Here is a 26,988-nt window from a genome sequence, read left to right as displayed (position 1 = left end):
CTCATGCACCAGCCCTATGTGTTAATCCACCAGGCTCGCCCGTCCCACCAGATCCTCTTGCACCAGGCCCTCAACGGCCAAGGCGTGTTCAACGTGCGCATCAGCGAAAGCGTCGCTGACCTTGACGCCTGCCTCTGCGCTGAACGTCGTCCTGACTTGCTGATCCTCGACCACGCCATGCCAGCCCGGGCCGGCCTTGCTTTGCTCGCCCAGCAGCGGCGAGTGCGCGCATTGCTGTTCGTCGGCAAGCCCGCCCCAAAGCGTCAAAACCTTGCCCAAGAGGCCAGAAAACGCGGCATGTGGGTGCTCGACGAGTTGCCCTGGCCGCTGTCAATGCCACGCCTGCAGCATGCCTTGCAAACACTGCAGGTGCGCCCAGGGAGGCGTATTCAAACTGTCATGCCAGCCCCGCATGCTCACTGAAGCGGGCGTGGTTTGACGAACTTTTTGCGGCGCCTGCTGGTCAGTCACTTTAGGTCCCACCACGCAGCGAGTGATCCGGATGGAAAGAATCTGCAGCCTGCTCAACGAAGCCCTGACGCCCTATCAGACCCACCTCGGCATCGCCGATCCCGGCGGTAATCGCCAACTGACCGTTCACGACCGCCTCTCGGGTATTACCTTGCAGCGCACGGTCAGCGAGCGCCAATTGCAGGAGCAACGCCTGTTGATCGACCTCGTGGACGGCTTGCACCGAGACCTGCAGATAGCCGAGGGCCGGTTGCAGCCTTGTGTGATCGCGGCATTGCAGCATCGCCAGCAACCGCAGGGAACCTTTGCCTGAGTGGCTTATCAGACAGTGTAGGGGCAGCCAGCCAGTGCTTTGCTCCGGCGCTGGCAAGGCTGTCACGGGAAGTCCTCAAGGGCTTTCGCTTGGCCCCGGGCGTCTTCCCCAGCGCCCGGGGTTTCTTTTTCCGGGCAGGCACCTATTCCCAAGGCTGCTCCTGCAACGACGGTGCATGCCGGTTGGGCTTATCTGTCCTCAAAGAAAAGACGGCTGTCCTTCAGGTAGTCTTCCCGCAATGCCAGGTCCAGCCAGCGGGCATACAACCCTGGCAACACATCCCGGCGCAGGGCAGGCAACAACTGGTCGATGTGTGCAACTGCCGCACGCCCCCGTTCGTTATCTGAACATCCCACATGCAGAAACTGGTAGCGATTCACGCCCTGCACAGTATGAAACTGGTAGTCAGCCAGTGACCCGCCTTGTTGTTCGATCAGGTAGCGCACCTCTGGCCAGTAGCCGAGCACCAGGCGCAGACGCCCCAGTTGCTGCATTTGCAGCAGGTTGGCGGTGGCCTCGTTGCCGTAGTGCCGGCTGAGCGTGCTGTCGGGCAACTGGCTCAGGATGGTGTCAATCTGGGTGCCATAGCTGCGCTCGGCGACAATCCCCAGCTTCAGCGAGGCCTTGCTCAGCAGGCCATTCAGGTCCACCTGCTGGCCGTCGAGGTAGGGTGCCACCAGCGCCTGGTTTTCCTTGCGCAGCACCAGGCCACCGCTGAGCGCGCCCAGCGATGGAACAGAAAAATGCACATACTCGGCCCGTTTCGGGGTCCACAGCACGGTTGGGTCGCAGGTGAAGGTGTCACGGTCTTGCAGCATCTGCAGGCCGCGGGCGCGGTTGACCCGCACGATGCTGTGGTCGTACTCGGGCATCTGCCTGATCAGCAGCGGTAACAATTGGTCGATCACCCCCCGGCCTTCTTCCGGGCCATCAAAAATGGTGAACGGTGGCAGGTCACGCACCAGCCAGAAGAGGTGCTCCTTGGCGCTCGCTGGCTGTATCAGCAACGCGGGCAAAAGCCCGCAGAGCAGGACCAGAAGGCGTAGGCAGCGGATTGCGTACATGGAGACAGAAGCGCCAGGGTCAGACCGTGCCCGCTGCACGCAGGCTGGCGATGGCCGCTGCGTCGTAGCCCAGGCTGCCGAGCAGCGCCTCGGTATGCTCGCCCAAGGCCGGGCCAACCCATTCGCTAGATCCGGGCGTTTCCGACAGCTTGGGCACGATGCCGGGCATGTGGAATGGCTTGCCATCCGGCAGCTTGGCCTGCAGGAACATCTCGCGCGCCAGGTACTGGGGGTCGTTGAACATGTCTTCGGCCGAATAGATACGGCTGGCCGGCACTTCGGCGGTGGTCAGCACCTGCATCAGTTGCTCCAGTGGCAGGCTGTTGGCCCAGCGGTCGATTACCCCGTACAACTCGTCACGACGCAGGTCGCGGCCGTCGTTGCTGGCCAAGGTGGGGTCATTGGCCAGGTCGTCGCGACCGATGGCCTGCATGAAGCGCTTGAAGATCGCATCACCGTTGGCGCCGATCTGTACATGCTTGCCGTCGGCGCTTGTGTGGATGGAGGAAGGTGTGATGCCAGGCATGATGTTGCCGGTGCGTTCGCGGATAAAACCGAACACATCGAACTCCGGGACCATGCTCTCCATCATGGCAAAGATCGCCTCGTACAGGGCCACGTCCACCACCTGGCCCTGGCCGCCATTGACTTCCCGGTGGCGCAGCGCCATTAGCGCGCCGATCACCCCCCACAGGGCAGCAATCGAGTCACCGATGGAAATCCCCGTGCGCACCGGCGGGCGGTCATCGAAACCGGTGATGTAGCGCAGGCCGCCCATCGACTCGCCTACGGCACCGAAGCCTGGCTGGTCTTTCATCGGCCCGGTCTGGCCAAAGCCCGACAGGCGCACCATCACCAGGCGCGGGTTCAGCGCATGCAGTACATCCCACCCCAGGCCGAGTTTCTCCAGCACCCCCGGGCGGAAGTTTTCGATCAGGATGTCGGCCTCGGCCAGCAGGCGCTTGAGGATATCGCGGCCCTCGGGGTGCTTGAGGTTGAGGGTGAGCGACTGCTTGTTGCGGGCCTGAACGAACCACCACAGCGAGGTGCCCTCGTACAGCTTGCGCCACTTGCGCAGCGGGTCGCCGCCGTCGGGCGATTCGACCTTTACCACTTCGGCGCCGAATTCGGCACAGATGCGCGAGGCGAACGGCCCGGCGATCAGGGTACCGAGTTCGACAACTTTAAGGCCGGCGAGGGGTTTGCTGGGCGTCGACATGGGGTATCCGTGGCAGTTGGGCAGAGCCGTGGTTTTATCACACGTCGGTTTCGCCGGGTACTGCTGCGGGGCATGGAAGGTGCGGATGGGGTAGACTGTGCCACTTTCTTTTGCACGAAGCCCGTCGACCATGGCCCAGCCGTCCACCACCTACAAGTTCGAATTGAATCTCACCGACCTTGATCGCAACGTCTACGAAAGCGTCAAACAGACTATCGCTCGGCACCCTTCGGAAACCGAAGAGCGTATGGCCGTTCGTTTGTTGGCGTACGCGCTCTGGTACAACGAGAACTTGTCGTTTGGCCGCGGCCTGTCGGATGTCGATGAACCGGCGCTGTGGGAAAAGAGCCTGGACGATCGCGTGCTGCACTGGATTGAAGTTGGTCAGCCCGATGCCGATCGCCTGACCTGGTGCTCGCGTCGTACCGAACGCACCAGCTTGCTGGCTTACGGCAGCCTGCGAGTGTGGGAAGGCAAAGTAGTGAGCGCGGTCAAGAACCTGAAAAATCTGAGCATTGCCGCTGTGCCGCAGGAGGTGCTGGAAACCTTGGCGACCGACATGCCGCGTAGCATCAAGTGGGACGTGATGATCAGTGAAGGTACGGTATTCGTGACCGACGACCGTGGCCAGCATGAAGTCCAACTGCAGTGGCTGCTCGGTGAGCGTGGTTGAAGCAACCCATGCGTATCGAACCTCGCCCGCTGCCGCCGACCCTGCCATTTCTGGGTAACCTGCCACCCTTGCTGACCCGCCTTTACGCCGCGCGCGGCGTGCAGAGCGAGGCCGAGCTGGACAAAAGCCTGGCACGCCTGCTGCCGTACCAGCAGCTCAAGGGGATCGAGGCCGGTGTGGACCTGCTGGTCGAAGCCATCGACCAGCGCCAGCGCATCCTCATCGTCGGCGACTTCGATGCCGACGGTGCCACCGCCAGCACCGTCGGGGTGCTGGGCCTGCGCCTGCTGGGTGCGGCCCATGTCGATTACCTGGTGCCCAACCGCTTCGAGTACGGCTACGGCCTGACCCCGGAAATCGTCGAGGTGGCGCTGCAGCGCCAGCCGCAGTTGCTGATTACCGTGGACAACGGCATTTCCAGTGTTGATGGGGTGGCAGCCGCCAAGGCCGCCGGGCTCAAGGTGCTGGTCACCGACCACCACCTGCCGGGCGAGCAGTTGCCCGATGCCGATGCCATCATCAACCCCAACCAGCCGGGCTGCAGCTTTCCGAGCAAGTCGCTGGCCGGGGTAGGGGTGATCTTCTATGTGTTGATGGCCCTGCGCGCTCGCTTGCGCAGCCTTGGGCGCTACGAGGCGCAGCCACAGCCGAACATTGGCGAGCTGCTCGATCTGGTGGCGCTGGGCAGTGTTGCTGACGTGGTGCCGCTGGATGCCAACAACCGCATCCTGGTGCACCAAGGCCTCGAGCGCATCCGCGCCGGCCGCGCCCGGCCCGGCCTCAAGGCCATCCTTGAGGTGGCGCGGCGCGATCACCGGCGCATCACTTCGACTGACCTTGGTTTCATCCTCGGCCCACGGTTGAATGCCGCCGGGCGCCTGGACGACATGAGCCTGGGCATCGAATGCCTGCTGTGTGAAGACGCGGCGCTGGCCCAGGACATGGCCCAGCAGCTGGACGACCTGAACCAGGACCGCAAGTCCATCGAGCAGGGCATGCAGCGCGAAGCCCTGGCCCAACTCAAGGACCTGCCGGTCGAGTCGATGCCGTATGGGTTGTGCCTGTTCGATGCCGACTGGCACCAGGGCGTGATCGGTATTCTGGCTTCGCGCTTGAAGGAGCGTTACCACCGGCCGACCATCGCCTTCGCCGATGCTGGTGATGGCATGCTCAAAGGCTCGGCGCGTTCGGTGCCGGGCTTCCATATTCGCGATGCGCTGGATGCCGTGGCGGCGCGCCATCCGCAGTTGATCAGCAAGTTCGGCGGCCACGCCATGGCGGCAGGGTTATCGTTGCCCGAGGCCAATTTCCCGGCATTTGCCGAGGCGTTCGATGAAGAGGTGCGGCGTCAACTGCGCGAAGAAGACCTGACCGGCCGGCTGTTATCCGACGGTAGCCTGGCGGTCGAGGAATTCCACCTCGACCTGGCCAAGGCCCTGCGCCACGCCGGGCCTTGGGGCCAGCACTTCCCGGAGCCGCTGTTCCATGGCGTGTTCCAGTTGGTGGAGCAGCGTGTGGTTGGCGAACGGCACCTGAAAGTGGTGCTCAAGAGCGAATGTGGCTCGGTGCGGCTGGATGGCATTGCCTTCGGCATTGACCGCGAAGTGTGGCCAAACCCGACGGTGCGCTGGGTGGAGTTGGCGTACAAACTGGATGTGAACGAGTTTCGCGGTAATGAGAGTGTGCAGTTGATGATTGCGCATATGGAGCCGCGCTGAGTTTAGCGTCAGGTGCCTGCCTTGGATCTTGCGCTGGGGCACAAATCGAGCGCAGCCCGCGCGGCGCTCGATCTCCCAGGTGCTGCTCAGGTTCAGTTGCACTCCTTTCTGGGGCAGTAGTAGATCGCCGCTGCCGCAATCAAGATGCTGATGCCGCTAAATGAGAAAATGATAACTGCTAGTGTGGTCTCCCGGTTTCTTACATTGGTGACATGTGCCGCCATTGCAGAATCATAAAGAACCATTCCATTAGGAGCGATTAAGCGCTGAGCCGTTGCAGCGCTTTTAGAGGTTGCTATGTCAACAAAGAGTGGCGTATTTAGGTCCAGGCTCGCTGCATCATAGTATATTTTGTCTGCATAAAGATGGACGTTGTGGTGCTTTCCATTTGAAGTTTTAAACTTGATGCTGAACGTATAAAGAGATTTGTCGCTATCCCAGGTTTCAGGCTTGGAGGTGAGAAAGGCTGGAACTCGCGACCATAACTCTTCATTGGTGTTTTTGTGTTCGCGCCACATGAATGTGAAGCTGGTGCCTAGGGTGAGATTTATAAGTCCGCCTATTAATAGCGCTTTGGCTTGTTTGTGAGGCGGGAGTTCACGTATGAGTTTTAGCGATTGCTGCCAGATATTCATATCGGCTCGTTACGGCGTGGAGGGTTTTACAGGTTGGCTAGAAGTACTGATCCTACTGCGCGCTGCTACAGCATATGTAGTTATCTTGATTGTCCTGGTTGTCGTCAATAGGTACGGTAATTGATGGTGCTTGGTCGGGTGGCTTTATACCATCTATACTTTCTATGCTTATAGTCAGTGTTGCGTCAGGGGCAGGTATGTCAGGGGTAGATGTCACCGCTACTGAGTTGCTGCTGGAGTTTCCGCTAAGGGGAGGCGGTTGCGTTGAATTGAAAGTCTCGCTCCCTGTTGGGGCGGTGTGAGCCTGGCTGCTATCTGGAAAACTTAGTGGTTCGGTGCCTAGGGATATTTCTGAAGAGTCAGGGTTCCAGTTAACGGTTGTGATCATTCCCTGGTGGGTGGAAAGTATCTGGTCAGGTGAAGCGAGTGTGAAGTCAGGCGCAATCCGTGGCGCGGTAAAACCAGTAAGGTCACCTTGACTCAGCAGGCTGGTAAAGAGTGGAGCCATCTTGTCGTAAGCTGCTTTAGCCAGGTCAGAATTGAAGATGCTATAGAGTGTGGCGGTTACGCCCACGACTGTGGCCCCTCCAGCAATTAAAGGTGCTCCGGCCAGAATGGCGAACGAGGCCACGATGCCTGCGACGTTGCTTGCCAAACTTATGACATCTCCGCTCTTAATTTCCGCGCCCTCTTTGAGGTCTGCCGCGACTTTCAGGAAGGTCACGGTGCCAGAAAGGGTATTGGTAACAATGTTAATGAAGGGTACAGCACCTATCGGGAGGTGAGTGACGGAGACTACTGAGGCTATCGCCGTAGTTGTCTGTGCTGTTTGGATGACTAGTGAAAATCCGGTTTTATCTGTGTTGAATTGGTCGTGGATTGCTGCTGCTTCCCCAGTTTGATTGATGGCCCCAATGGCTGTCGCTGGCCAGTTCATGCTCGCAGCACTCCAGTGAGGTACGTTTGCTACCGGCTATGAAGATGTGCCAGCAAGGACGTGCGAGGGGAATTGTATTAATGGGCCAGCCATATCTCCATATTGCACCCGAAAATGAATTTGTGAGTAAATTTTGCTCGTGTTCAGTAATGAACTTATCTAATACTTTCGGTTTTTCTGTAAAGGGGGATATCCGTCATTGACTCAACTCGCGAGCGTGGAGGTCGGGTTTGTGCGAACTGCGTGATTGGCTTCATTGGTCGCCGTGACGTGATGGACAATAGTATTTGAGAGGCAGAACAGCGATAGGAGGAGGGAGATGTTGCTTGAGAAGAATTTCCCAAGAGAACGTAGAACTTTAAGTAATAGGCTGTAGGATTTTTCTAAGATGTCCGGTAGGCCGGGTGGAAAGGGTTGTCGTGGGTGGTACTACCCTAGCGCTTAAAGGGCGGTCGACTTTTGCTGATTACAGTCAGACCGCGGAATGAAGGAGGTTTCAGTCACCCAACGGTTTATGCGTCATGCCCAGCTCGGCATCATCCATCAGTGCCTTGGCCATGGCACTCAGGTAATGGGATGCCCAGATCATCATCGGTTTTTCATCCATCAGACCGATGATGGTCAGCTCTCTTACATAGCCCATCAACTCCGATGCCTGCTCGCAGGCATCCCGGCAGGGAATGCCTGGCTCGATGCGGAACAGGGGATGGGTCTGGTGTTCGCCTTGGAAGAAGGTGGTTTTGCCGACAGTGAATTGGGTGTCGTCTGTGGTCATCGATTCCTCTTGCAGGGTTGCGGAAGTCGAGCGCCGCCTGCGCGGCGCATCGCGGATAAATCCGCTCCTACAGTTTGTTTCGGGCCAGTCACTCCTGTGAGGCCACCGCTGTTCGCCTTGTTTGTTCCCTTCGATATCGAGGTGGGCACCACTGCTTTTCATCGGTCTTCAGCCATGCATCAAGGCGGTCCCTGTTGGCGGCACAGGAGTGATTGGCCCGAAACAGATGTAGGAGCGGATTTATCGTAAGTGCTCCATGAACCCCACATTCAAAGCGCTTACCTGATGCCCGATGCTGTGCTCCCGATTTCCTTCTGGAGCCAGCCCTGCATGATGCGCCCCGACAGCAAAGTCGAAAAAGTCTACCTCTACCCCAAGCCTGTGGACTTTCGAAAGTCCATCGACGGCCTTACTGCCTTGGTAGAACTGGATATCAAAGTCGCCGTGTTCGACCCCGTGCTCTTCGTCTTCCTCAACAAGGCGCGTAATCGGATCAAAGTGTTGTACTGGGAGCGCAACGGCTTCTGCCTCTGGCTCAAGCGCCTGGAAGCCGAGCGCTTCAAAATGTCGCCTGAACCCAGCGACGAAGCGATTGTCCTGACCGTCCAAGAACTCAATTGGCTGCTCGACGGTTTCGACCTTTGGCGCAACCGTCCTCATCAGGTTTTGACTCCGCGCTACGTCGCCTGACCCGGTATAATCCGCGGCATGATTTCCGTGCCCGACAATCTCCCAGACGATCCTGCCCTGCTCAAGCAATTATTGCTTGAGAGCTATGCTGCCCGTTTGCGCGAGCAGGAAGTCAATCAGGCCCACATCGTCCAAATTGACGATCTGAAAGAGCAAATCAAGTTATGGCGTGACCGTTTCTTTGGCCGCAAGTCCGAGCAAACCGTCGATCTCAAAACGCCGCAACTGGCCATGTTCGATGAAGCGGAAAATGACCCTCTGCTGGCTGTAGTCGATGATGCCGATGAAGAAGTCGTTGTCCCGGTCAAGCGCCGTGGCAAGCGCAAGCCACTGGCGGCTAATCTGCCACGTATCGAAGTTATCCATGAGTTGCCCGAACACGAACTGACCTGCGCCTGCGGTTGCCGTAAGCATGTCATCGGCGAAGAAACCAGCGAGCAGCTCGATATCGTGCCGATGCAGATCCGCGTACTCAAACACGTGCGCAAGATCTATGGCTGCCGTGGTTGCGAGACTGCTCCTGTCACTGCTGACAAGCCCGCCCAGTTAATCGAAAAAAGCATGGCCAGCCCAAGCGTGCTGGCCATGCTGCTGACGACCAAGTACGTCGATGGCTTGCCGCTACACAGGTTTGAAAGTGTGCTGTCCCGGCACGGCATCGAGGTTCCACGACAAACCCTGGCGCGTTGGGTGATCCAGTGCAGTAAATACTTCCAGCCGCTGTTGAACCTGATGCGTGATCGGCTGCTGGAAAGTCCGGTGATTCATTGCGATGAGACTCGCGTCCAGGTGTTGAAAGAACCGGATCGAGACCCGACCAGCCAATCCTGGATGTGGGTGCAAGCCAGTGGCCCGCCTGATCGACAAGTTGTGCTGTTCGACTACACCACCAGCCGTGCGCAGGAAGTACCATTGCGTCTGCTGCAAGGCTATCGCGGCTATGTGATGACCGACGATTATGCGGGTTACAACGCTTTGGCGTTGCAGCCCGGTATCGAGCGACTGGCATGCATGGTTCACGCGCGCCGCAAGTTCGTCGAAGCACAAAAGGTGCAGCCCAAGGGTAAGACCGGACGAGCCGATGTGGCGCTGACGATGATCAATAAGCTGTATGACATCGAGCGCGACCTCAAGGAGGTCAGCGACGAACAGCGGTTCATCGGTCGCCAGGAAAGAAGCTTACCGATCCTCGGTCAGCTGAAAAGCTGGCTGGACAAGACGTACGCCCAGGTGACGCCGCAAAGCGTATTGGGCAAGGCGGTGCATTACCTGGCAAACAACTGGAGCCGCCTGGAACGGTATGTCGAAGCGGGCCATTTGCCAATCGACAACAACCTGGCAGAGCGTGCGATAAAACCGTTTGTCATTGGGCGCAAGGCTTGGCTGTTCAGTGACACGCCCAAGGGCGCCGCGGCAAGTGCGCAGATATACAGCTTGGTCGAGACCGCCAAGGTCAACGGCCAGGAGCCCTATACGTGGCTGCGCCACGTACTTGAGCGCCTGCCGTATGCGTCGTCGGTCTCAGACTACGAAGCCTTGCTGCCATGGAACTGCTCGCCAGAGATACCACGGTAAGCTGAGGCCCTATCTTTTAGAAGGTGGGGTTCATGGATCGCACTCGATTTATCCGCGATGCGCCGCGCGGGCGGCGCTCGATCTCACAGGCGCTGCAAACCTTTCGGCGAACCCCTCGCCATCCCACAGAACCTTCCCCCCCCACCAATCTGGTCTAGTCTCATTAATGACCGGCACCGGGCCAGGGATGTGCACTTGAGTGTCCAGGCCGGATCACCATTGGAGTCCTTGGGAGGTGCCCTCATGAGCCTGCTGCTCGAGCCTTACACCCTGCGTCAGCTGACCTTGCCCAACCGCATCGCCGTGTCACCAATGTGCCAGTATTCCGCCGTCGATGGCTTGGCCAACGACTGGCATCTCGTCCATTTAGGCAGCCGCGCCGTAGGTGGCGCGGGCCTGGTGATTACCGAAGCTGTGGCGGTTACCGCCGATGGCCGCATCACCGCCGAAGACCTTGGCCTGTGGGACGACGCGCAGATCGCCCCGTTACAACGCATCACCCGCTTCATCACCGCCCAGGGCGCCGTGGCTGGCATTCAGCTGGCTCACGCCGGGCGCAAAGCCAGTACCTACCGCCCGTGGCTTGGCAAACCAGGCAGCGTCAAACTGGAGGAGGGCGGCTGGCAGCCGGTGGGGCCATCGAGGATCGCCTTCGATCCGCAGCACACACCTCCACGCGAGCTGAGCCAGGACGAGATCCAGGATGTAATCGCCGCTTTCGTCGCCTCGACCGAACGCGCCTTGAAGGCTGGATTCAAGGTGGTGGAAATCCATGCTGCCCATGGCTACCTGCTGCACCAGTTCCTGTCACCGCTGAGCAACCAGCGCCGTGACGAATACGGCGGTAGCTTCGAAAACCGTATCCGCCTGACCTTGGAGGTGGTCGACGCCGTGCGCAAGGCCTGGCCTGCCGAATTACCGCTGTTCGTGCGGGTATCGGCTACCGATTGGGTAGAGGATGGCTGGAACCCGGATGAAACCGTTGAACTGGCACGCCGCCTGCGGAGTTTGGGCGTGGATCTGATCGATGTTTCTTCTGGTGGCACCTCGGTCAACGCCGAGATCCCTACCGGCCCCGGCTACCAGACCCGCTTTGCCGAGCGCGTGCGCAAGGAATCGGAAATGGCCACCGGCACGGTGGGCATGATCACCGAACCGGCCCAGGCCGAGCACATCCTGCGCACCGGCCAGGCCGACATTATCTTCCTGGCCCGCGAACTGCTGCGCGACCCGTACTGGCCACTGCATGCCGACGACGACCTGGGCGGCAACAAGGCCACCTGGCCGGCGCAATACCAACGCGCCACGAGCAGGGCCAACCCGATTCACGAGTCTGATTTGCGGGACTAGGGGCTTCGAGTTGCTGGGGGTTGGCGAGAGTTTTGTTTGGGGCTGAGATCGAGCGCCGCCCGCGCGGCGCATCGCGAGCTACGCTCGCTCCTACGTTTGTTTCGGGCCAGTCACGCCTGTGACAGGCGCGCGCGACCGCCTTGTTTGTACGACGCGATATCGCGCCATGCGCCAAGGCGTTCGCGCGCAAATCCCACAGGCATAATTGGCCCGAAACAAACGTAGGAGCGAGCGTAGCTCGCGATGCGCCGCGCGGGCGGCGCTCGATCTCGTTGGCGTTACAAATGTACCGACGTACCCCTGAGCCTCCTCAATGCTTGATCATCACATGCCGCACACAGGTGTAGTCCTCCAGCCCATACATCGACATGTCCTTGCCATAACCTGAATGCTTCTGCCCGCCATGGGGCATTTCGCTGACCAGCATGAAGTGGGTGTTCACCCAGGTGCAGCCGTACTGCAAGCGCGCCGCCAGGCGGTGGGCGCGGCCGGTGTCACGGGTCCATACCGATGAGGCCAGGCCGTAATCGGAGTCGTTGGCCCATTCCAGCGCCTGCGCTTCATCGGTGAAGCGGGTGACCGAAACCACCGGGCCAAACACTTCGTTGCGCACGATCTCGTCGTCCTGCAGGGCATCGGCCAGCACAGTAGGCTCGAAGAAATAGCCATCGCCCTCTATTGCCTTGCCACCGGTTACCAGACGAATGTGCGGCTGGGCGATGGCCCGCTGCACCAAACCGGCGACCTTGTCGCGGTGCTGGGCACTGATCAGCGGCCCCAGTTCGGTTTCTTCAGACTCCTGCAGGCCCGGTTTGAGGCTGGCTACGGCTTTACCCAAGCGCTCGACGAAGCGCTCGTAGATCCCGTCCTGCACATACAGGCGGCAGGCTGCGGTGCAGTCTTGGCCGGCGTTGTAAAAGCCGAAGGTGCGGATGCCGTCGATGGCGGCATCGATGTCAGCGTCATCGAACACCAGCACCGGCGCCTTGCCGCCCAATTCCATGTGCATGCGTTTCACGCTGTCGGCGGTGGCGCTGATGATGTGCGCGCCGGTGGGGATCGAGCCGGTCAGCGATACCATGCGCACCTTGGGGTGGGTTATCAACGGGTTGCCGACCGTCTGGCCGCGACCGAAGAGAATGTTCAGCACCCCCGGCGGGAGCAAGTCCTGGGCCAGCTCGCCCAGGCGCAGGGCCGTCAGGGGCGTCAGTTCGGACGGCTTTATCACCACTGTGTTGCCGGCAGCCAGGGCCGGGGCGATCTTCCAGGCCAGCATCATCAGCGGGTAGTTCCACGGCGCGATGGAAGCCACCACACCCAACGGGTCGCGGCGAATCATCGAGGTGTGGCCTGGCAGGTACTCGCCTGCCGCCAAGCCGCCCAGGCAGCGCGCCGCACCGGCAAAGTAGCGGAACACGTCGGCAATCGCCGGGATTTCGTCGTTCAGTGCAGCGCTCAGGGGCTTGCCGCAGTTTTGCGATTCCAGCCTGGCCAGTTCGTCGCCATGGGCTTCGATGGCGTCGGCCAGCGCCAGCAAGGCCTGCGAACGTTCTTTAGGGCTGGTTTGCGACCAGCTGTCGAAGGCCTGGTCGGCAGCGCGCACGGCGCTGTCCACCTGGGCTTCGCTGGCTTCGTTGATCTGCGCCAGGGCAGTGCCCAGCGCCGGGTTGAGCACGGTCCAGGCCGGGCCTTGGCCAGCGACCAGCTGGCCATTGATCAGCATCTGCGTTTGCATCGGGGGCTCCTCCAGGGTCATTTGCCACCGCCCGCGACGCTATCGCCGCCACGGGTCAGGTAATAGGCGCCAAGAATCGGCAGCATGGTCACCAGCATCACCAGCATGGCGACAACGTTGGTCACGGGTACGTCGCGCGGGCGACTGAGCTGGTTGAGCAGCCAGATCGGCAGGGTGCGCTCGTGCCCGGCGGTGAACGTGGTGACGATGATTTCATCGAACGACAAGGCAAAGGCCAGTATGCCGCCCGCCAGCAGCGCCGAGCCGAGGTTGGGCAGGACGATGTAGCGGAAAGTCTGCCAACCGTCGGCGCCAAGGTCCATCGAGGCTTCGATCAGGCTTTGCGAGGTACGCCGCAGGCGGGCGATCACGTTGTTGTAGACGATCACCACGCAGAACGTGGCGTGGCCGACTACGATGGTGAACACCCCGGGCTCTATCCCCAGCGTCTTGAATGCCGAGAGCAGGGCGAGGCCGGTGATGATGCCTGGCAGGGCGATGGGCAGGATCAGCACCAGCGAAATGCTTTCCTTGCCAAAAAAACTGCGCCGGTACAGCGCCGCTGAGGCCAGCGTACCGAGCACCAGTGCGATCAAGGTGGCCAGGCAAGCCACCTGCAGCGAAAGCTTGATTGCCTCAAGCACATCGGGCCGGGCGAAGGCCACGTCGATCCACTTCAGGGTAAAGCCTTTGGGCGGGAAGCTGAACGCCGCGTCTTCGGTATTGAAGGCGTACAGGAAGATGATAAGGATCGGGAAGTGCAGGAACAGCAAGCCGCCCCACGCCGCCAGGCGCAGCCCTGCAGACGCTTTTTCAGAGTGCATCGAAGGCCCCCAGGCGCTTGACGATGGCCAGGTACACCGCGATCAGCACGATGGGCACCAAGGTGAATGCGGCGGCCATCGGCATGTTGCCGATCGCCCCTTGCTGGGCATAGACCATGCTGCCGATGAAGTAGCCGGGCGGGCCGACCAGTTGTGGCACGATGAAGTCACCCAGGGTGAGCGAGAAGGTGAAGATCGAGCCGGCGGCGATACCGGGGATCGACAGCGGCAGGATCACCTGTACGAAGGTTTGCCCTGGCCGGGCGCCCAGGTCTGCCGAAGCCTGCAGCAGCGAAGGTGGCAAGCGCTCCAGCGAGGCCTGGATCGGCAGGATCATGAACGGCAGCCAGATATACACGAACACCAGGAAGCGCCCCAGATGCGAAGTCGACAGCGTGCTGCCGCCCACGCCCGGCACGGCCAGCACTGCTTGCAGCAGGCCATCCAGATGCAGCTGCTGGACGAACCATTGGGTCACGCCGCCCTTGGCCAATAGCAGGGTCCAGGCATAGGTCTTGACGATATAGCTGGCCCACATGGGCATCATCACCGCGATGTAGAAAAACGCCTTGGTCTTGCCGCTGGTGTAGCGCGCCATGTAGTAGGCGATGGGGAACGCCAGCACCGCGCTGGCCAGCGACACCGCCACCGCCATGCTCAGGGTGCGCAGGATGATGTCGAAGTTCGATGGGTTGAACAGCGCGGCGAAGTTGCCCAGGGTCAGGTCCGGGGTCACCGCCATGGTGAAGTCGTCGAAGGTATAGAAGCCCTGCCACAGCAGGTTCAGCAGCGAGCCCAGGTAAATCGCGCCGAACCAGGTCAGTGGCGGGATCAACAGCAGTGCCAGGTACAGGTTGGGGCGCCGGTACAGCAGGTTGGACAAGCTGCGCAGTGTGCTCATCTCAGCGGTCCTCGGTTTCCTGCAGCACCGTCATGGCCTCGCGGGGCCAGTGCGCCTGCAGCCGTTGCCCGGGCTGCCAGGCCTGCACCTGCTTCTGCCAGCGGTCATTGGCCTGGCTGACTGCCAGCAGTTGGCCGTTGTCCAGCTGCAGTTCGTAGCGGGTGGCGCTGCCTTGATACTGGACATCACGCAGCACGCCGCTGACCTGTACCTCATGGCTGGTCACTACCGGGTCGCCCAGGCGAATGTGCTCGGGGCGGATGGAGAAGGGCGCAAGGCTGCCGTTGAGCTGCATGGCCAGCTCGCCACGCACCACGTTGGACGTGCCGACGAATTCAGCGACGAAGGTTGTGCTGGGCTTCATGTACAGGTTGCGCGGGGTGTCGACCTGTTCGATACGGCCGCGGTTGAACACCGCGACCCGGTCGGACATCGACAGCGCCTCGGTCTGGTCGTGGGTGACGAAGATGAAGGTGATGCCCAGTTGGCGTTGCAGCTTTTTCAGCTCGCCTTGCATCTGTTCGCGCAATTTCAGGTCCAGCGCGCCCAGTGGCTCATCCAGCAGCAGCACCCGCGGCCGGTTGACCAACGCCCGGGCCAGGGCCACGCGCTGACGCTGGCCGCCAGACAGCTGTGCCGGTTTGCGCGCGCCATAGCCGGCCAGGGCCACCATGGCCAGGGCCTCTTCGGCGCGGCTTTGGCGTTCGGCCTTGCCCACGCCTTTTACCTTCAGGCCATAGGCGATGTTGTCCAGCACGTTCATGTGCGGGAACAGCGCATAGTCCTGAAACACAGTGTTGACATCACGTTGGTAGGGCGGCATGCCAGCAGCCTCGACCCCTTGGATGCGGATCGACCCGCTGGAGGGTTGCTCGAAGCCCGCGATCAGGCGCAGGCAGGTGGTCTTGCCTGAGCCGGAAGGGCCGAGCATGGAAAAGAACTCGCCATCGATGATGTCGATGCTGACCTGGTCGACGGCCTTGACCTCGCCGAAGGTGCGGGAAACCTGGGTGAACTGGACGGCTAGGGGCATGCGTGGGCTCCAGGAATGAATATTTCTCCTGTACTGGCCTCTTCGCGGGCAAGCCCGCTCCTACAGGTGGAGCGCCACCCTTGCATCAGGTGAAGAACCTGTGGGAGCGGGCTTGCCCGCGAAGAGGCCGGCACAGGCATTCAGACAACCTCAGCGACCACCCATGATCGCAATGTAGTCCTGGGTCCAGCGGCTGTAAGGCACGAACTTGCCCCCTTGGGCCTGCGGTGTTTTCCAGAAGGCAATCTTGTCGAAGTTGTCGAAGCCGTTGGTCTTGCAGCCCTCGGCCCCCAGCAGCTCGCTGGCGGTACACGCCGCCGGCACAGCCGGCAACGAGCCGAACCAGGCTGCCACATCGCCTTGCACCTTAGGTTGCAACGACCAGTCCATCCATTTGTAGGCGCAATTGGGGTGCTTGGCCTCGGCGTGCAGCATGGTGGTGTCGGCCCAGCCGGTCGCGCCCTCCTTGGGAATGGTCGAAGCCACTGGCTGGTTCTCGGCCTTGAGGCCATTGACCATGTAGCCCCAGGAGCTGGAGGCAACCACGCCTTCGTTTTTCACATCGCTCATCTGGACCGTGGCGTCATGCCAATAGCGGTGGATCAGCGGTTGTTGCTGGCGCAGCAGTTCCAGCACGGCCTTGTATTGTGCCTCGTTCAGTTCGTACGGGTCCTTGATGCCCAGTTCGGGCCTGGACGACTTCAGGTACAGCGCTGCATCGGCGATGTAGATCGGCCCGTCATAGGCTTGCACGCGGCCCTTGTTCGGCTTGCCATCGGGCAGGTTCTGCGGCTCGAACACCACGCTCCAGCTGGTCGGTGCCTGCTTGAAGGTGTTGGTGTTGTACAGCAGAACGTTTGGCCCCCACTGGTACGGCGTGCCGTACACCTGCTTGTCGACCACATACCAGCCACCGTTCTGCAAGCGCGGGTCGATGGTCTTCCAATTGGAGATCAGGGCGGTGTTGATCGGCTGTACACGCTTGCCTGCGATCAGCCGCAACGATGCATCGCCCGAGGCGGTGACCAGGTCATAGCCGCCCTTGGTCATCAGGCTGACCATCTCGTCCGAGGTGGCGGCCGTTTTTACACTGACCTTGCAGCCGGTTTCCTTTTCGAAGTTGGTCACCCAGTCGTAGGCCTTGTCGCTTTCACCGCGTTCGATGTAGCCGGGCCAGGCGACGATGTCCAGGCGCCCCTCGCCGGCTCCCAGGGCCTTGGGCGGTTCGGCGGCCTGCAGGCTGGCGCTGGCCAGCATGGCGCAGGTGGTGGCGCCGAGCAATGCGGTCTTGTGCACTGACATGGTGTTCCCTCTTCTTGGCGATCTTGTTCGGGCAGTCATGAGGCAAGCAGTGAAGCAATCGTTATAAGCGTAGTGCGTGGGTGCGAAGCATTGGCGATATCGAGTCTAGTTGGCTTTTTGCCAGCTAATGCAACATCCGGAAGCAAATCCCTGCATGGCGTGCGCTTCGCCAAGCCTTACTCTGGCGTTTGAATCTTCTTACGTGGAGACACGCGAATGAATACCCGGGGCTTGCTTGATCAACTCCTCAAATCCGGCCAGCAAATGCTCGAGAAGCAGGGGGGCGCGACCAAACCTGGCAGCGCGTCAGGCGGGCTTGGCGGGTTATTGTCCGGAGCAGGGGGCGGTCTTTTGGGGGGCGGCGCTCTGGGCCTGTTGCTGGGTAGCAAGAAGGCCCGCAAGTACGGTGGCAAAGCCCTGACTTACGGTGGCCTCGCCGCGCTGGGGGTGCTGGCCTATAAAGCTTATGGCAACTGGCAGGCAAACCAGCGTGTGGCCGCAGCCGAGCCTCAAACGATAGACCGCCTGCCGCCGGCCCAGGCCGAGCAGCACAGCCAGGCGGTACTGCGCGCCCTGGTGGCTGCGGCCAAGTCCGATGGGCATATCGACGAGCGCGAGCGGGCGTTGATCGAGGGCGAGTTTACGCGCCTGGACAGCGACCGCGAATTGCAACACTGGCTGCATGCCGAGCTGAACAAGCCGCTGGACCCGGCTGAAGTGGCCCGCGCTGCGCAAACGCCGGAGATGGCTGCCGAGATGTACCTGGCCAGCGTGATGATGGTTGATGAGGAAAACTTCATGGAGCGTGCCTACCTGGACGAGTTGGCACGCCAGTTGCGGCTGGACCCGGGCTTGCGCCAGGAGCTGGAAAGCCAGGTACGGCAAGCGGTGGCTCCGTAATACACCTGTCGGGGAATATTCAGCGCCTGTTAGATGGAGCGCCGCCCGCGCGGCGCATCGCGAGCTGCGCTCGCTCCTACGTTTGTTTCGGGCCAGTTATTTCTGAGGGATTTGCGCGCGAGCATTTTGCTGCATGGCGCGATATCACGTTGGACGAACAAGGCGGTCGCGCGCATTGGCACAGGCGTTACTGGCCCGAAACAAACGTAGGAGCGAGCGCAGCTCGCGATGCGCCGCGCGGGCGGCGCTCGATCTCACAGGCGCTGAATATGTTGCGTCATGCACATGGTGGCTTTTACCTCATACCCCGCACTTCACCCGCAAAAGCATAAGGCGCCTGGGCTATACTTCGGCGATTTTTCCCGCTCGTTGTGAATTCCTGAGGGCTGAATGTGAAGAACTGGACCTTGCGCCAACGGATCCTGGCAAGTTTCGCCGTGATCATCGCCATCATGCTGCTGATGATCGTGGCCGCCTACTCGCGGTTGGTGACTATCGAAACCGCCGAAGAGGCGGTGGGGACCGATAGCATTCCCGGCGTCTACTACAGCTCGATGATCCGCAGCGCCTGGGTCGACAGCTACGTCACCAGCCAGCAGTTGGTGGGCCTGTCGAACCATCGTGAAATTACTTCGGCCGACCTGGAACTGTTCAGAAACTTCGATAACCGGCTGAAGCAATTCATGGCCAGCTACCAGACCACCATTCAGGACAAGGACGACCAGGCCCGATTTGACAGCTTCGTGCAACTGGAAGAAAACTACCTCAAGATCGTCAACCAGGTGCTGGATGCGTACGGTCAGCACAACTACGACGAAGCCCAACGGCTGATCAACGAGGTCCTCACCCCGGCCTGGATGGACGGGCGCGAGCACCTGAATGATGTGATCGAGAATAATCGGGCCTCTGCCGGTGCCGCCACCAACGAGATCGTCAATGCCGTCAATACGGCCAAGGGCAGCATGTTGGTTTCGCTGTTGCTGGCAATCGTCGCTGCCGGCATCTGCGGCCTGCTGCTGATGCGCGCTATCACGGCGCCCATGCAGCGTATTGTGCATGCACTCGACAAACTGCGCTCCGGTGACCTGAGCATGCGCCTGAGCCTGGATCGCAAGGACGAATTCGGTGCCATCGAAAGCGGCTTCAACGAAATGGCCGAGGCATTGGCCAACCTTGTGGCCCAGGCCCAACGCTCGTCGGTGCAGGTGACCACTTCGGTCACCGAGATTGCCGCCACGTCCAAGCAGCAGCAGGCCACCGCCACTGAAACAGCCGCCACCACCACCGAAATCGGCGCTACCTCGCGGGAGATCGCCGCCACTTCGCGGGACCTGGTGCGCACCATGACCGAAGTGACTACGGCTGCTGATCAGGCATCCAGCCTGGCAGGCTCCGGGCAGCAGGGCCTGGCACGCATGGAAGAGACCATGCACCAGGTGATGGGCGCTGCCGACCTGGTCAATGCCAAGCTCGGTATCCTCAACGAGAAAGCCAGCAACATCACCCAGATGGTGGTAACCATCGTCAAGGTTGCCGACCAGACCAATCTGCTGTCGCTCAACGCCGCCATCGAAGCGGAAAAGGCCGGCGAATATGGCCGCGGCTTTGCCGTGGTCGCTACCGAAGTGCGCCGCCTGGCCGACCAGACCGCCGTGGCCACCTACGACATCGAGCAGATGGTGCGCGAGATCCAGTCGGCAGTGTCGGCCGGTGTCATGGGGATGGACAAGTTCTCCGAAGAAGTGCGCCGCGGCATGTTCGAGGTGCAGCAGGTGGGCGAACAACTCAGCCAGATCATTCACCAGGTGCAGGCCTTGGCGCCGCGCGTATTGATGGTCAACGAAGGCATGCAGGCCCAGGCCACCGGTGCCGAGCAGATCAACCAGGCGCTGGCCCAGCTCAGCGATGCCAGCACCCAGACTGTCGAGTCGTTGCGCCAGGCCAGCTATGCCATCGATGAGCTGAGCCAGGTGGCCGCGGGCCTGCGTGGCGGCGTGTCGCGTTTCAAAGTCTGACCGCGATGAACGACTTGCAACTGCGCAGCGCGGGGGCGGAGAACACCAAAGGGGTGTTGTACCTGCAGTTTCGCATCAGAGAGCAGCGGTTTGCCCTGAGCGTGCACGAGGTGGTCGAAGTGCTGCCCCGTCAGCCGCTCAAGCCGATCGCCCAGGCTCCCGCCTGGGTCGCGGGTATCCTCGCCCATCGTGGCCAGTTGGTACCGGTGATCGACCTTGCCGCACTGAGCTTCGGCCAGCCGGCGGTGCAACGCACCAGCACCCGCTTGGTGCTGGTGCGCTACCGAGGCAGCCTGCAGCTGGGCCTGATCCTGGAGCAGGCCACCGAAACCCTGCGTTGCCAACCGAACGAGTTCCAGCCCTATGGGGTGGACTCAGGTGAAGCGCCTTATCTGGGGCCGGTGCGCCAGGATGCCCAGGGCCTGCTGCAGCGCATCGAAGTCAATGACCTGCTGCCCGACGCCGTGCACGCATTGCTGTATACGCAAGACCCGACAGGGATGCCTAAATGAACGAACAGCGTTTCTTCCGCTTCTTGCGCGAGCGTATTGGCCTGGACGTGGAGTCGGTGGGCGCGCCCATGGTCGAACGCGCGCTGCGTCAACGTTGCGTGGCTGCGGGCGCGATGGACCTGGACGATTACTGGCTGCGCCTGCAGCAGTCGGCAGATGAGCAACAGGCGCTGATCGAAGCGGTGATCGTCCCGGAAACCTGGTTTTTCCGGTACCCCGAATCCTTCAAAGCGCTGGCCAGCCTGGCCCATAAACGGCTGGCTCAACTGGCTGGCGCGCGTCCGTTGCGATTGCTCAGCCTGCCGTGTTCTACCGGCGAAGAGCCCTATTCGCTGGCCATGGCCTTGTTTGACGCCGGCATGGCGCCAGGGGCATTTCTTGTTGATGGAATGGACATCAGCCCCAGTTCGGTAGCCAAGGCCGGGCAGGCGGTGTACGGGCGCAATGCGTTCCGTGGTAGCGAACTGGGCTTTCGCGATCGTTACTTCGATGCTCTGGGCGAAGGCCACCGCCTGCATGAACGGGTACGCCAGCAAGTCAGCCTGCGGGTGGGCAATGTGCTTGACCCGGCGCTGGCCAGCCGCGATGGCCTGTATGACTTCGTGTTCTGTCGCAATCTGTTGATCTATTTCGACGTGGCGACCCAACAGCGTGTGTTCGAAGTGCTCAAGCGCTTGCTGCATCCGCAGGGTGTGCTGTTTATCGGCCCGGCGGAAGGCAGCTTGTTGGCACGCATGGGCATGCGTCCGCTGGGGATCGCCCAGTCGTTTGCCTATGTGCGTCACGAAGGCGACAGCGCCCCCTTGGCGGCGGCACCCGCCCAACCCGCCAAGCGTACGTTCACGACTTTACCCCCACCGGTTTATCCGCAGCCCAGCGTGGCGTTGCCTCGTTCGCTGCGCCCGCTGCGTGTGCTGCCGGTGGCGGCCAAGCCAGCGCCAGCCCGCGAGCACAAGCACGAGGGGGCCAGTGAGTTGCTGGCCGGCATTGCCCGGCTGGCCAATGCCGGAGCCAGCGAGCAGGCCCGTAGCGAATGCCAGCGCTACCTGAGCCAGTACCCGCCGTCGGCACAGGTTTACTACTGGCTGGGATTGCTCAGTGATACTGAAGGCGATGCGCAGCAGGCGTTGAGCCACTATCGCAAGGCCCTGTACCTGGAACCACAGCACCCCGAGGCGCTGGTGCACCTGGCCGCCTTGCTGGCGGCCCAAGGTGACCTGGCCGGCGCCCGGCGCCTTCAGGAGCGCGCGGCGCGGGCTGGCCGGGAGTCTGAACGATGAACAGTGATTCCGCGATGCAGTTGCTCGCCGAGGATGACGCACACATCGACGACTGCTGGAACCGCATTGGCGTGCGCGGCGACAAGCAGTGCCCACTGCTGGAGCGGCATGTTCATTGCCGCAATTGCGAGGTGTATGCCGCTGCTGCCACGCGTTTGCTCGACCGCTATGCGCTGACGCAGGACCACCAGGCTGCAGCGGTACAGCCGGACGAGGAAAACACCGGCCATTCCATGCTGCTGTTCCGTCTGGGCGAAGAATGGCTGGCGCTGGCTACCGCCTGCCTGGTCGAGATCGCCCCGTTGCAGGCGGTGCATTCATTGCCGCACCAGCGCTCGCGGCTGCTGCATGGGGTTGCCAATGTGCGCGGCGCGTTGGTGCCGTGCCTGTCACTGGCTGACTTGCTCGGGGTGCAGGCCGGCGCCACCGAGCCACGTAGCGCCCGGGCGATGCCACGTATGCTGATTCTGGCCGCCGAGGGTGGGCCGGTGGTGATGGCCGTCGAGGAAATCGACGGTATTCATCGGCTCGACCCGCAGCTGCTGGGCAGTGGCCGGGACGCCACACGCTTCACCGCCGCAGTCCTGCAGTGGCGCGGCCGCAGCGTGCGGGTTCTGGACGATCAACACTTAATGTCTGCCGTGCAGCGGAGCCTGTCATGACCCCAGAGCAAATGCGCGACGCATCGTTGCTCGAACTGTTCAGCCTGGAAGCCGAGGCGCAGACCCAAGTGCTCAGCGCTGGCCTGATGGCACTGGAGCGCAACCCCACCCAGGCCGACCAGCTAGAAGCGTGCATGCGCGCTGCGCACTCGCTCAAGGGGGCAGCGCGCATCGTCGGGGTGGATGCTGGTGTCAGTGTCGCCCACGTCATGGAGGATTGCCTGGTAGCGGCTCAGGAAGGCCGACTGCGTCTGACCGCCGAGCATATTGACGCGCTGTTGCAAGGTACCGACCTGCTGATACGTATTGCCACACCCGGCGATGCCGGGGCGCAGGCGACCTTGCCGGTGTTTCTTGCGCAAATGGCCAGCCTGCTCGACTCGGGCACTTCTGCCGCGCCTGTCGTGCCGCTGGCTGCATCCGTGCCGCCGGAGACGCCGCTGGCAACCCTGCCGCCTGCACCCGAGGTAGTGCGAGCCGAACCGCCAGAACCCGAACCCGCCCTGCGGCGCAAGGCTGGCAAGCGCGCTGGCGAAGGTGCCGAGCGGGTACTGCGTGTCACCGCCGACCGCCTCAATAGCCTGCTTGACCTGTCCAGCAAGTCGTTGGTGGAAACCCAGCGGCTCAAACCGTACCTGGCTACCCTGCAGCGCCTCAAACGCATGCACGGCCAAGGCATGCAGGCACTTGACGGCTTGCGCATGCAACTGGAAGACAGTGGTCAGAGCAGCGAGGTGCTCGAGGCCTTGGCACAGACCCAGCGCCTGCTGGCAGAGACCCAGCAGATTTTGCAGCAACAGGCGGCCGACCTGGATGAGTTCGGCTGGCAGGCCAGCCAGCGTGCGCAGTTGTTGTATGACACCGCCCTGGCTTGCCGGATGCGGCCGTTTGCCGACGTGCTGACCGGGCAAAGCCGCATGGTTCGCGACCTGGGCCGTTCGCTGGGCAAACCGGTGCGGCTGGTGGTGGAAGGGGAGAAGACCCAGGTCGACCGCGATGTGCTGGAAAAGCTCGAAGCACCGCTGACCCACCTGTTGCGCAATGCCGTCGACCACGGCATCGAATTGCCCGAGCGGCGCCTGCTGGCGGGCAAGCCGGACGAGGGGGTGATCCGACTGCGGGCTTCGCACCAGGCGGGCATGCTCAGCCTGGAGCTGATCGACGATGGCGCCGGTATCGACCTGGAGCGCCTGCGCAGCAGCATCGTCGAGCGCGCCCTGTCGCCTGCTGATACGGTGGCGCAGATGAGTGAGGCGGAGCTGCTGACGTTCCTGTTCCTGCCCGGTTTCAGCCTGCGCGACAAGGTTACCGAAGTGTCCGGGCGCGGTGTGGGGCTGGATGCGGTGCAGCACTTGATCCGCGAGCTGCGCGGCTCGATCGAGTTGACCCAGGTGGCAGGGCAGGGCTGTCGCTTCCATCTGCAGGTGCCGCTGACCCTGTCGGTCGTTCGCAGCCTGGTGGTCGAGGTGGGCGGTGAGGCTTACGCCTTCCCGCTGGCGCATATCGAACGCACGCTGGAAGTGACCGCCGACCAGATCGTGCAGATCGAGGGGCGCCAGCACTTCTGGCACGAAGGCCGGCATATCGGCCTGGTGGCGGCCAGCCAACTGCTCAATCGCCCGGCCGGGCAAAGTGACGAAGCCAGCCTGCGGGTGGTGGTGATTCGTGAGCGCGAGCAGCTGTACGGCGTGGCCGTGGAGCGGTTGGTGGGGGAGCGGGTGCTGGTCGTGATGCCACTCGACCCACGCTTGGGGAAGGTGCAGGACATTTCCTCAGGCGCCTTGCTCGATGATGGCTCGGTGGTCCTGATTGTCGATGTCGAAGACTTGCTGCGCTCGGTGGAAAAACTGCTCAGCACTGGCAGCCTGGAGCGCATCGAACGCGGCAGCAGCGGAGCCCGTGGTGTGGTCCGCAAGCGCATCCTGGTGGTCGACGACTCGCTGACCGTGCGCGAACTGCAGCGCAAGCTGCTGGGCAACCGTGGCTACGACGTGGCGGTCGCGGTGGATGGCATGGACGGCTGGAACGCCCTGCGCGGCGAGGACTTCGACCTGCTGATCACCGACATCGACATGCCGCGCATGGACGGCATCGAGCTGGTTACCCTGGTGCGTCGCGACCAGCGCCTGCAGTCGTTGCCGGTGATGGTGGTGTCCTATAAAGACCGTGAGGAAGACCGGCGGCGAGGACTGGATGCTGGCGCCGACTACTATTTGGCAAAGGCCAGTTTCCACGACGATGCGTTGCTGGATGCTGTGGTGGAGCTGATCGGAGGTGCTCAGGGATGAAGATCGCCATCGTCAATGACATGCCCCTGGCCGTCGAAGCGTTGCGCCGGGCGGTTGCCCTGGAGCCCGCACACCAAGTCGTATGGGTGGCCAGCAACGGTGCCGAGGCGGTGCAGCGCTGCACTGAGCAGTTACCGGACCTGATCCTCATGGACCTGATCATGCCGGTGATGGACGGTGTCGAGGCGACCCGGCGGATCATGGCCGAAACCCCATGCGCCATTGTCATCGTTACGGTCGACCGTAAACAGAACGTGCACCGCGTGTTCGAGGCCATGGGCCATGGTGCCCTCGATGTGGTCGATACCCCAGCGCTGGGTGCTGGCGATGCCCGCGAAGCGGCGGCGCCCTTGCTGCGCAAGATCCTCAATATCGGCTGGCTGGTCGGCCAGCAGCGTGCACCTGCCGCAAGGTCGGTGGCCGCACCGCCGCGCGAGGCTTCCCAGCGTCGCGGGTTGGTGGCAATCGGGTCTTCGGCGGGGGGGCCTGCAGCACTCGAAGTGTTGCTCAAGGGCTTGCCGGCAGCGTTTCCGGCGGCCATCGTGCTGGTCCAGCATGTGGACCAGGTGTTTGCCGCAGGCATGGCCGAATGGCTCAGCAGCGCAGCAGGCATGCCGGTGCGCCTGGCCCGTGAAGGCGAACCACCGCAGCCAGGGCAGGTACTCCTGGCCGGCACCAACCACCACATTCGCCTGCTACAGAACGGCCAACTGGCCTACACTGCCGAACCTGTGAATGAAATCTACCGGCCCTCGATCGATGTGTTCTTCGAAAGCGTGGCACGTTACTGGAATGGCGATGCAGTGGGCGTGCTGCTCACCGGCATGGGCCGCGACGGTGCCCAGGGCCTGAAGCTGATGCGTCAGCAGGGCTTTCTGACCATTGCCCAGGACCAGGCCAGCAGCGCGGTGTACGGCATGCCCAAGGCTGCTGCGGCTATTGATGCCGCCGTGGAAATTCGCCCGCTGGAACGCATAGCAGGGCGCCTGACTGAATTTTTCGCAAAATGACGAAACGTATTGAATCACGCCGCCAGGCCGGTAGTGATCGGGTGAACAATGATGAATGATTTACCGATCGAAGGTTTCGCGACCACCAACGAAAACTCGGCGATGGTGCTGCTGGTCGACGATCAGGCCATGATCGGCGAAGCGGTGCGGCGTGGCTTGGCCAATGAAGACAACATCGACTTCCACTTCTGTGCCGACCCGCACCAGGCGGTGGCCCAGGCCATGCGCATCAAGCCCACGGTCATTCTTCAGGACCTGATCATGCCTGGCCTGGACGGCTTGACTCTGGTGCGCGAGTACCGCAACAACCCGGTGACCCAGGACATCCCGATCATCGTCCTGTCGACCAAGGAAGACCCGTTGGTGAAGAGTGCGGCATTTGCCGCCGGGGCCAACGATTACCTGGTCAAGCTGCCTGACACGATCGAACTGGTGGCACGCATCCGCTACCACTCGCGTTCCTACCTGACCCTGCTGCAGCGCGACGAGGCCTACCGTGCCCTGCGCGTCAGCCAGCAGCAGTTGCTGGATTCCAACCTGATGCTGCAGCGGCTGATGAACTCCGATGGCCTGACCGGGCTGTCCAACCGTCGCCATTTCGACGAGTACCTGGAGCTGGAATGGCGCCGGGCGATGCGTGAACAGCAGCAGCTGTCGTTGCTGATGATCGACGTGGACTACTTCAAAGTCTACAACGACAGCTTTGGCCACCTGGCCGGTGACGAGGCCTTGCGCCAGGTGGCCGAAGCCATCCGTAGCTCGTGCTCGCGGCCGACCGACCTGCCGGCGCGCTATGGCGGCGAAGAGTTCGCCCTGGTGCTGCCCAACACCTCGCCAGGCGGGGCACGGCTGGTGGCCGAAAAGCTGCGCCAGACCGTGCTGGGCCTGGGCATCCCGCATACTGCGCCGACGGCTGATGCATTTTTGACCGTAAGCATCGGCCTGGCCACCCAGACACCTGCTATTGGCAGCCATTGCCGGCAGCTGATTTCGGCGGCGGACAAGGGACTTTACTTGGCCAAGAACAGCGGGCGGAACCAAGTGGGAGTTGCTTGAGGGGCAAATACCGCCAGCGCACACTGATTAGAGTGTTTCAGAGCATGGCT

Annotated in this window: 24 protein-coding genes and 1 pseudogene; 15 read left to right on the top strand and 10 right to left on the bottom strand. The window is 61.8% G+C overall.

From position 1 onward, the window contains the following. Positions 1-3: 3 nt before the first annotated feature. Both ACE4QZ_RS21795 and ACE4QZ_RS21790 read left to right on the top strand, forming a co-directional pair. Positions 4-423: a response regulator gene (locus tag ACE4QZ_RS21795; RefSeq protein WP_021785707.1), complete on the top strand. Its 420-nt coding sequence runs from the start codon at positions 4-6 to the stop codon at positions 421-423. 79 nt (positions 424-502) lie between these two features. Then, positions 503-784: a DUF3509 domain-containing protein gene (locus ACE4QZ_RS21790; protein WP_021785706.1), complete on the top strand. Its 282-nt coding sequence runs from the start codon at positions 503-505 to the stop codon at positions 782-784. A 188-nt stretch (positions 785-972) separates the two neighbouring features. Here the strand turns inward: ACE4QZ_RS21790 and ACE4QZ_RS21785 are convergent, their stop codons facing one another. Then, entirely contained in the window at positions 973-1,848 is an 876-nt protein-coding gene (locus ACE4QZ_RS21785; protein ID WP_103443799.1) for a TIGR02285 family protein, read from the bottom strand. Positions 1,849-1,867: 19 nt separating this feature from the next. Continuing rightward, on the bottom strand, positions 1,868-3,067 hold the full coding sequence (locus ACE4QZ_RS21780) for a CaiB/BaiF CoA transferase family protein (protein ID WP_010952569.1): 1,200 nt from the start codon (positions 3,065-3,067) through the stop codon (positions 1,868-1,870). A 130-nt stretch (positions 3,068-3,197) separates the two neighbouring features. Between ACE4QZ_RS21780 and ACE4QZ_RS21775 the strand changes: the two genes are divergently transcribed. Together ACE4QZ_RS21775 and recJ are read left to right on the top strand one after the other, a co-directional pair. Further along, positions 3,198-3,740: a YaeQ family protein gene (locus ACE4QZ_RS21775; protein WP_003252169.1), complete on the top strand. Its 543-nt coding sequence runs from the start codon at positions 3,198-3,200 to the stop codon at positions 3,738-3,740. Positions 3,741-3,748: 8 nt separating this feature from the next. Next, positions 3,749-5,458 carry a single-stranded-DNA-specific exonuclease RecJ gene (recJ, locus tag ACE4QZ_RS21770; protein WP_020192999.1) on the top strand — a complete coding sequence of 570 codons (1,710 nt, stop codon included), beginning with the start codon at positions 3,749-3,751 and terminating at the stop codon, positions 5,456-5,458. Positions 5,459-5,550: 92 nt separating this feature from the next. Here recJ and ACE4QZ_RS21765 read toward each other — a convergent pair whose 3' ends face one another. The 3 genes from ACE4QZ_RS21765 to ACE4QZ_RS21755 form a co-directional block, all read right to left on the bottom strand. Then, the gene (locus ACE4QZ_RS21765) at positions 5,551-6,093 is read right to left on the bottom strand and encodes a hypothetical protein (RefSeq protein ID WP_103443800.1); all 543 of its coding nucleotides are present in this window, start codon (positions 6,091-6,093) and stop codon (positions 5,551-5,553) included. Positions 6,094-6,145: 52 nt separating this feature from the next. After that, on the bottom strand, positions 6,146-7,030 hold the full coding sequence (locus tag ACE4QZ_RS21760) for a hypothetical protein (RefSeq protein ID WP_410480172.1): 885 nt from the start codon (positions 7,028-7,030) through the stop codon (positions 6,146-6,148). A 496-nt stretch (positions 7,031-7,526) separates the two neighbouring features. Then, the gene (locus ACE4QZ_RS21755) at positions 7,527-7,805 is read right to left on the bottom strand and encodes a DUF3077 domain-containing protein (RefSeq protein WP_103443802.1); all 279 of its coding nucleotides are present in this window, start codon (positions 7,803-7,805) and stop codon (positions 7,527-7,529) included. A gap of 330 nt (positions 7,806-8,135) precedes the next feature. Here ACE4QZ_RS21755 and tnpB point away from each other — a divergent pair, with 330 nt between their 5' ends. From tnpB to ACE4QZ_RS21740, 3 genes are all read left to right on the top strand, one after another. Further along, the gene (tnpB, locus tag ACE4QZ_RS21750) at positions 8,136-8,495 is read left to right on the top strand and encodes an IS66 family insertion sequence element accessory protein TnpB (protein ID WP_019437365.1); all 360 of its coding nucleotides are present in this window, start codon (positions 8,136-8,138) and stop codon (positions 8,493-8,495) included. Between the two features lie 18 nt (positions 8,496-8,513). Continuing rightward, positions 8,514-10,070, top strand: coding sequence for an IS66 family transposase (gene tnpC / locus ACE4QZ_RS21745; RefSeq protein WP_410480171.1), 1,557 nt, complete (start codon positions 8,514-8,516; stop codon positions 10,068-10,070). Between the two features lie 243 nt (positions 10,071-10,313). Next, a complete protein-coding gene (locus ACE4QZ_RS21740) occupies positions 10,314-11,420 on the top strand; it encodes an NADH:flavin oxidoreductase/NADH oxidase (RefSeq protein WP_103443803.1) in 1,107 nt (368 codons plus the stop codon). Positions 11,421-11,730: 310 nt separating this feature from the next. Here ACE4QZ_RS21740 and ACE4QZ_RS21735 read toward each other — a convergent pair whose 3' ends face one another. From ACE4QZ_RS21735 to ydcS, 5 genes are all read right to left on the bottom strand, one after another. Further along, a complete protein-coding gene (locus ACE4QZ_RS21735) occupies positions 11,731-13,155 on the bottom strand; it encodes a gamma-aminobutyraldehyde dehydrogenase (protein WP_084852279.1) in 1,425 nt (474 codons plus the stop codon). Between the two features lie 17 nt (positions 13,156-13,172). Continuing rightward, complete coding sequence (locus ACE4QZ_RS21730) at positions 13,173-13,979, bottom strand: ABC transporter permease (protein ID WP_103443804.1); 807 nt, start codon at positions 13,977-13,979, stop codon at positions 13,173-13,175. Next, complete coding sequence (locus ACE4QZ_RS21725) at positions 13,969-14,880, bottom strand: ABC transporter permease (RefSeq protein ID WP_021784211.1); 912 nt, start codon at positions 14,878-14,880, stop codon at positions 13,969-13,971. The genes ACE4QZ_RS21730 and ACE4QZ_RS21725 overlap by 11 nt, the downstream gene beginning before the upstream one ends. Before the next feature lies 1 nt (position 14,881). Continuing rightward, positions 14,882-15,913 carry an ABC transporter ATP-binding protein gene (locus ACE4QZ_RS21720; RefSeq protein WP_103443805.1) on the bottom strand — a complete coding sequence of 344 codons (1,032 nt, stop codon included), beginning with the start codon at positions 15,911-15,913 and terminating at the stop codon, positions 14,882-14,884. A 150-nt stretch (positions 15,914-16,063) separates the two neighbouring features. Next, entirely contained in the window at positions 16,064-17,215 is a 1,152-nt protein-coding gene (ydcS, locus tag ACE4QZ_RS21715) for a putative ABC transporter substrate-binding protein YdcS (protein ID WP_021784209.1), read from the bottom strand. Between the two features lie 216 nt (positions 17,216-17,431). On the opposite strand from ydcS, the gene ACE4QZ_RS21710 reads away from it, so the two are divergent. The 8 genes and pseudogenes from ACE4QZ_RS21710 (at position 17,432) to wspR (ending at position 26,969) form a co-directional block, all read left to right on the top strand. Next, positions 17,432-18,115: a tellurite resistance TerB family protein gene (locus tag ACE4QZ_RS21710; RefSeq protein ID WP_103443806.1), complete on the top strand. Its 684-nt coding sequence runs from the start codon at positions 17,432-17,434 to the stop codon at positions 18,113-18,115. 392 nt (positions 18,116-18,507) lie between these two features. Continuing rightward, positions 18,508-20,130: a methyl-accepting chemotaxis protein gene (locus ACE4QZ_RS21705; protein ID WP_021785882.1), complete on the top strand. Its 1,623-nt coding sequence runs from the start codon at positions 18,508-18,510 to the stop codon at positions 20,128-20,130. A 5-nt stretch (positions 20,131-20,135) separates the two neighbouring features. Continuing rightward, the gene (locus ACE4QZ_RS21700; RefSeq protein ID WP_103443807.1) at positions 20,136-20,642 is read left to right on the top strand and encodes a chemotaxis protein CheW; all 507 of its coding nucleotides are present in this window, start codon (positions 20,136-20,138) and stop codon (positions 20,640-20,642) included. After that, positions 20,639-21,922 (top strand): CheR family methyltransferase, encoded by a 1,284-nt coding sequence (locus ACE4QZ_RS21695; protein ID WP_103443808.1) that lies wholly within the window; start codon positions 20,639-20,641, stop codon positions 21,920-21,922. The genes ACE4QZ_RS21700 and ACE4QZ_RS21695 overlap by 4 nt, the downstream gene beginning before the upstream one ends. After that, positions 21,919-22,584: a chemotaxis protein CheW gene (locus ACE4QZ_RS21690; protein WP_021785885.1), complete on the top strand. Its 666-nt coding sequence runs from the start codon at positions 21,919-21,921 to the stop codon at positions 22,582-22,584. Before ACE4QZ_RS21695 ends, ACE4QZ_RS21690 begins: the two co-directional genes overlap by 4 nt. Continuing rightward, positions 22,581-24,872, top strand: coding sequence for a hybrid sensor histidine kinase/response regulator (locus ACE4QZ_RS21685; RefSeq protein WP_103469421.1), 2,292 nt, complete (start codon positions 22,581-22,583; stop codon positions 24,870-24,872). The genes ACE4QZ_RS21690 and ACE4QZ_RS21685 overlap by 4 nt, the downstream gene beginning before the upstream one ends. After that, positions 24,869-25,882, top strand: coding sequence for a Wsp signal transduction system protein-glutamate methylesterase WspF (wspF, locus tag ACE4QZ_RS21680; RefSeq protein ID WP_103443810.1), 1,014 nt, complete (start codon positions 24,869-24,871; stop codon positions 25,880-25,882). Before ACE4QZ_RS21685 ends, wspF begins: the two co-directional genes overlap by 4 nt. 48 nt (positions 25,883-25,930) lie before the next feature. Further along, positions 25,931-26,969: pseudogene (gene wspR / locus ACE4QZ_RS21675) on the top strand (Wsp signal transduction system regulator diguanylate cyclase WspR). Positions 26,970-26,988: the final 19 nt, after the last annotated feature.

Source organism: Pseudomonas sp. DCA-1, from assembly GCF_046523955.1.
Lineage (GTDB): Bacteria > Pseudomonadota > Gammaproteobacteria > Pseudomonadales > Pseudomonadaceae > Aquipseudomonas > Aquipseudomonas putida_Y.
The sequence above is the reverse complement of the archived record's forward strand: the minus strand, read 5'-3'. Positions and strand labels throughout refer to the sequence as shown.

Coding starts and splice junctions, on each gene's coding strand:
- ACE4QZ_RS21795 (WP_021785707.1), top strand. CDS start 4: ATGCACCAGCCCTATGTGTTAATCCACCAGGCTCGCCCGTCCCACCAG.
- ACE4QZ_RS21790 (WP_021785706.1), top strand. CDS start 503: ATGGAAAGAATCTGCAGCCTGCTCAACGAAGCCCTGACGCCCTATCAG.
- ACE4QZ_RS21785 (WP_103443799.1), bottom strand. CDS start 1,848: ATGTACGCAATCCGCTGCCTACGCCTTCTGGTCCTGCTCTGCGGGCTT.
- ACE4QZ_RS21780 (WP_010952569.1), bottom strand. CDS start 3,067: ATGTCGACGCCCAGCAAACCCCTCGCCGGCCTTAAAGTTGTCGAACTC.
- ACE4QZ_RS21775 (WP_003252169.1), top strand. CDS start 3,198: ATGGCCCAGCCGTCCACCACCTACAAGTTCGAATTGAATCTCACCGAC.
- recJ (WP_020192999.1), top strand. CDS start 3,749: ATGCGTATCGAACCTCGCCCGCTGCCGCCGACCCTGCCATTTCTGGGT.
- ACE4QZ_RS21765 (WP_103443800.1), bottom strand. CDS start 6,093: ATGAATATCTGGCAGCAATCGCTAAAACTCATACGTGAACTCCCGCCT.
- ACE4QZ_RS21760 (WP_410480172.1), bottom strand. CDS start 7,030: ATGAACTGGCCAGCGACAGCCATTGGGGCCATCAATCAAACTGGGGAA.
- ACE4QZ_RS21755 (WP_103443802.1), bottom strand. CDS start 7,805: ATGACCACAGACGACACCCAATTCACTGTCGGCAAAACCACCTTCTTC.
- tnpB (WP_019437365.1), top strand. CDS start 8,136: ATGATGCGCCCCGACAGCAAAGTCGAAAAAGTCTACCTCTACCCCAAG.
- tnpC (WP_410480171.1), top strand. CDS start 8,514: ATGATTTCCGTGCCCGACAATCTCCCAGACGATCCTGCCCTGCTCAAG.
- ACE4QZ_RS21740 (WP_103443803.1), top strand. CDS start 10,314: ATGAGCCTGCTGCTCGAGCCTTACACCCTGCGTCAGCTGACCTTGCCC.
- ACE4QZ_RS21735 (WP_084852279.1), bottom strand. CDS start 13,155: ATGCAAACGCAGATGCTGATCAATGGCCAGCTGGTCGCTGGCCAAGGC.
- ACE4QZ_RS21730 (WP_103443804.1), bottom strand. CDS start 13,979: ATGCACTCTGAAAAAGCGTCTGCAGGGCTGCGCCTGGCGGCGTGGGGC.
- ACE4QZ_RS21725 (WP_021784211.1), bottom strand. CDS start 14,880: ATGAGCACACTGCGCAGCTTGTCCAACCTGCTGTACCGGCGCCCCAAC.
- ACE4QZ_RS21720 (WP_103443805.1), bottom strand. CDS start 15,913: ATGCCCCTAGCCGTCCAGTTCACCCAGGTTTCCCGCACCTTCGGCGAG.
- ydcS (WP_021784209.1), bottom strand. CDS start 17,215: ATGTCAGTGCACAAGACCGCATTGCTCGGCGCCACCACCTGCGCCATG.
- ACE4QZ_RS21710 (WP_103443806.1), top strand. CDS start 17,432: ATGAATACCCGGGGCTTGCTTGATCAACTCCTCAAATCCGGCCAGCAA.
- ACE4QZ_RS21700 (WP_103443807.1), top strand. CDS start 20,136: ATGAACGACTTGCAACTGCGCAGCGCGGGGGCGGAGAACACCAAAGGG.
- ACE4QZ_RS21695 (WP_103443808.1), top strand. CDS start 20,639: ATGAACGAACAGCGTTTCTTCCGCTTCTTGCGCGAGCGTATTGGCCTG.
- ACE4QZ_RS21690 (WP_021785885.1), top strand. CDS start 21,919: ATGAACAGTGATTCCGCGATGCAGTTGCTCGCCGAGGATGACGCACAC.
- ACE4QZ_RS21685 (WP_103469421.1), top strand. CDS start 22,581: ATGACCCCAGAGCAAATGCGCGACGCATCGTTGCTCGAACTGTTCAGC.
- wspF (WP_103443810.1), top strand. CDS start 24,869: ATGAAGATCGCCATCGTCAATGACATGCCCCTGGCCGTCGAAGCGTTG.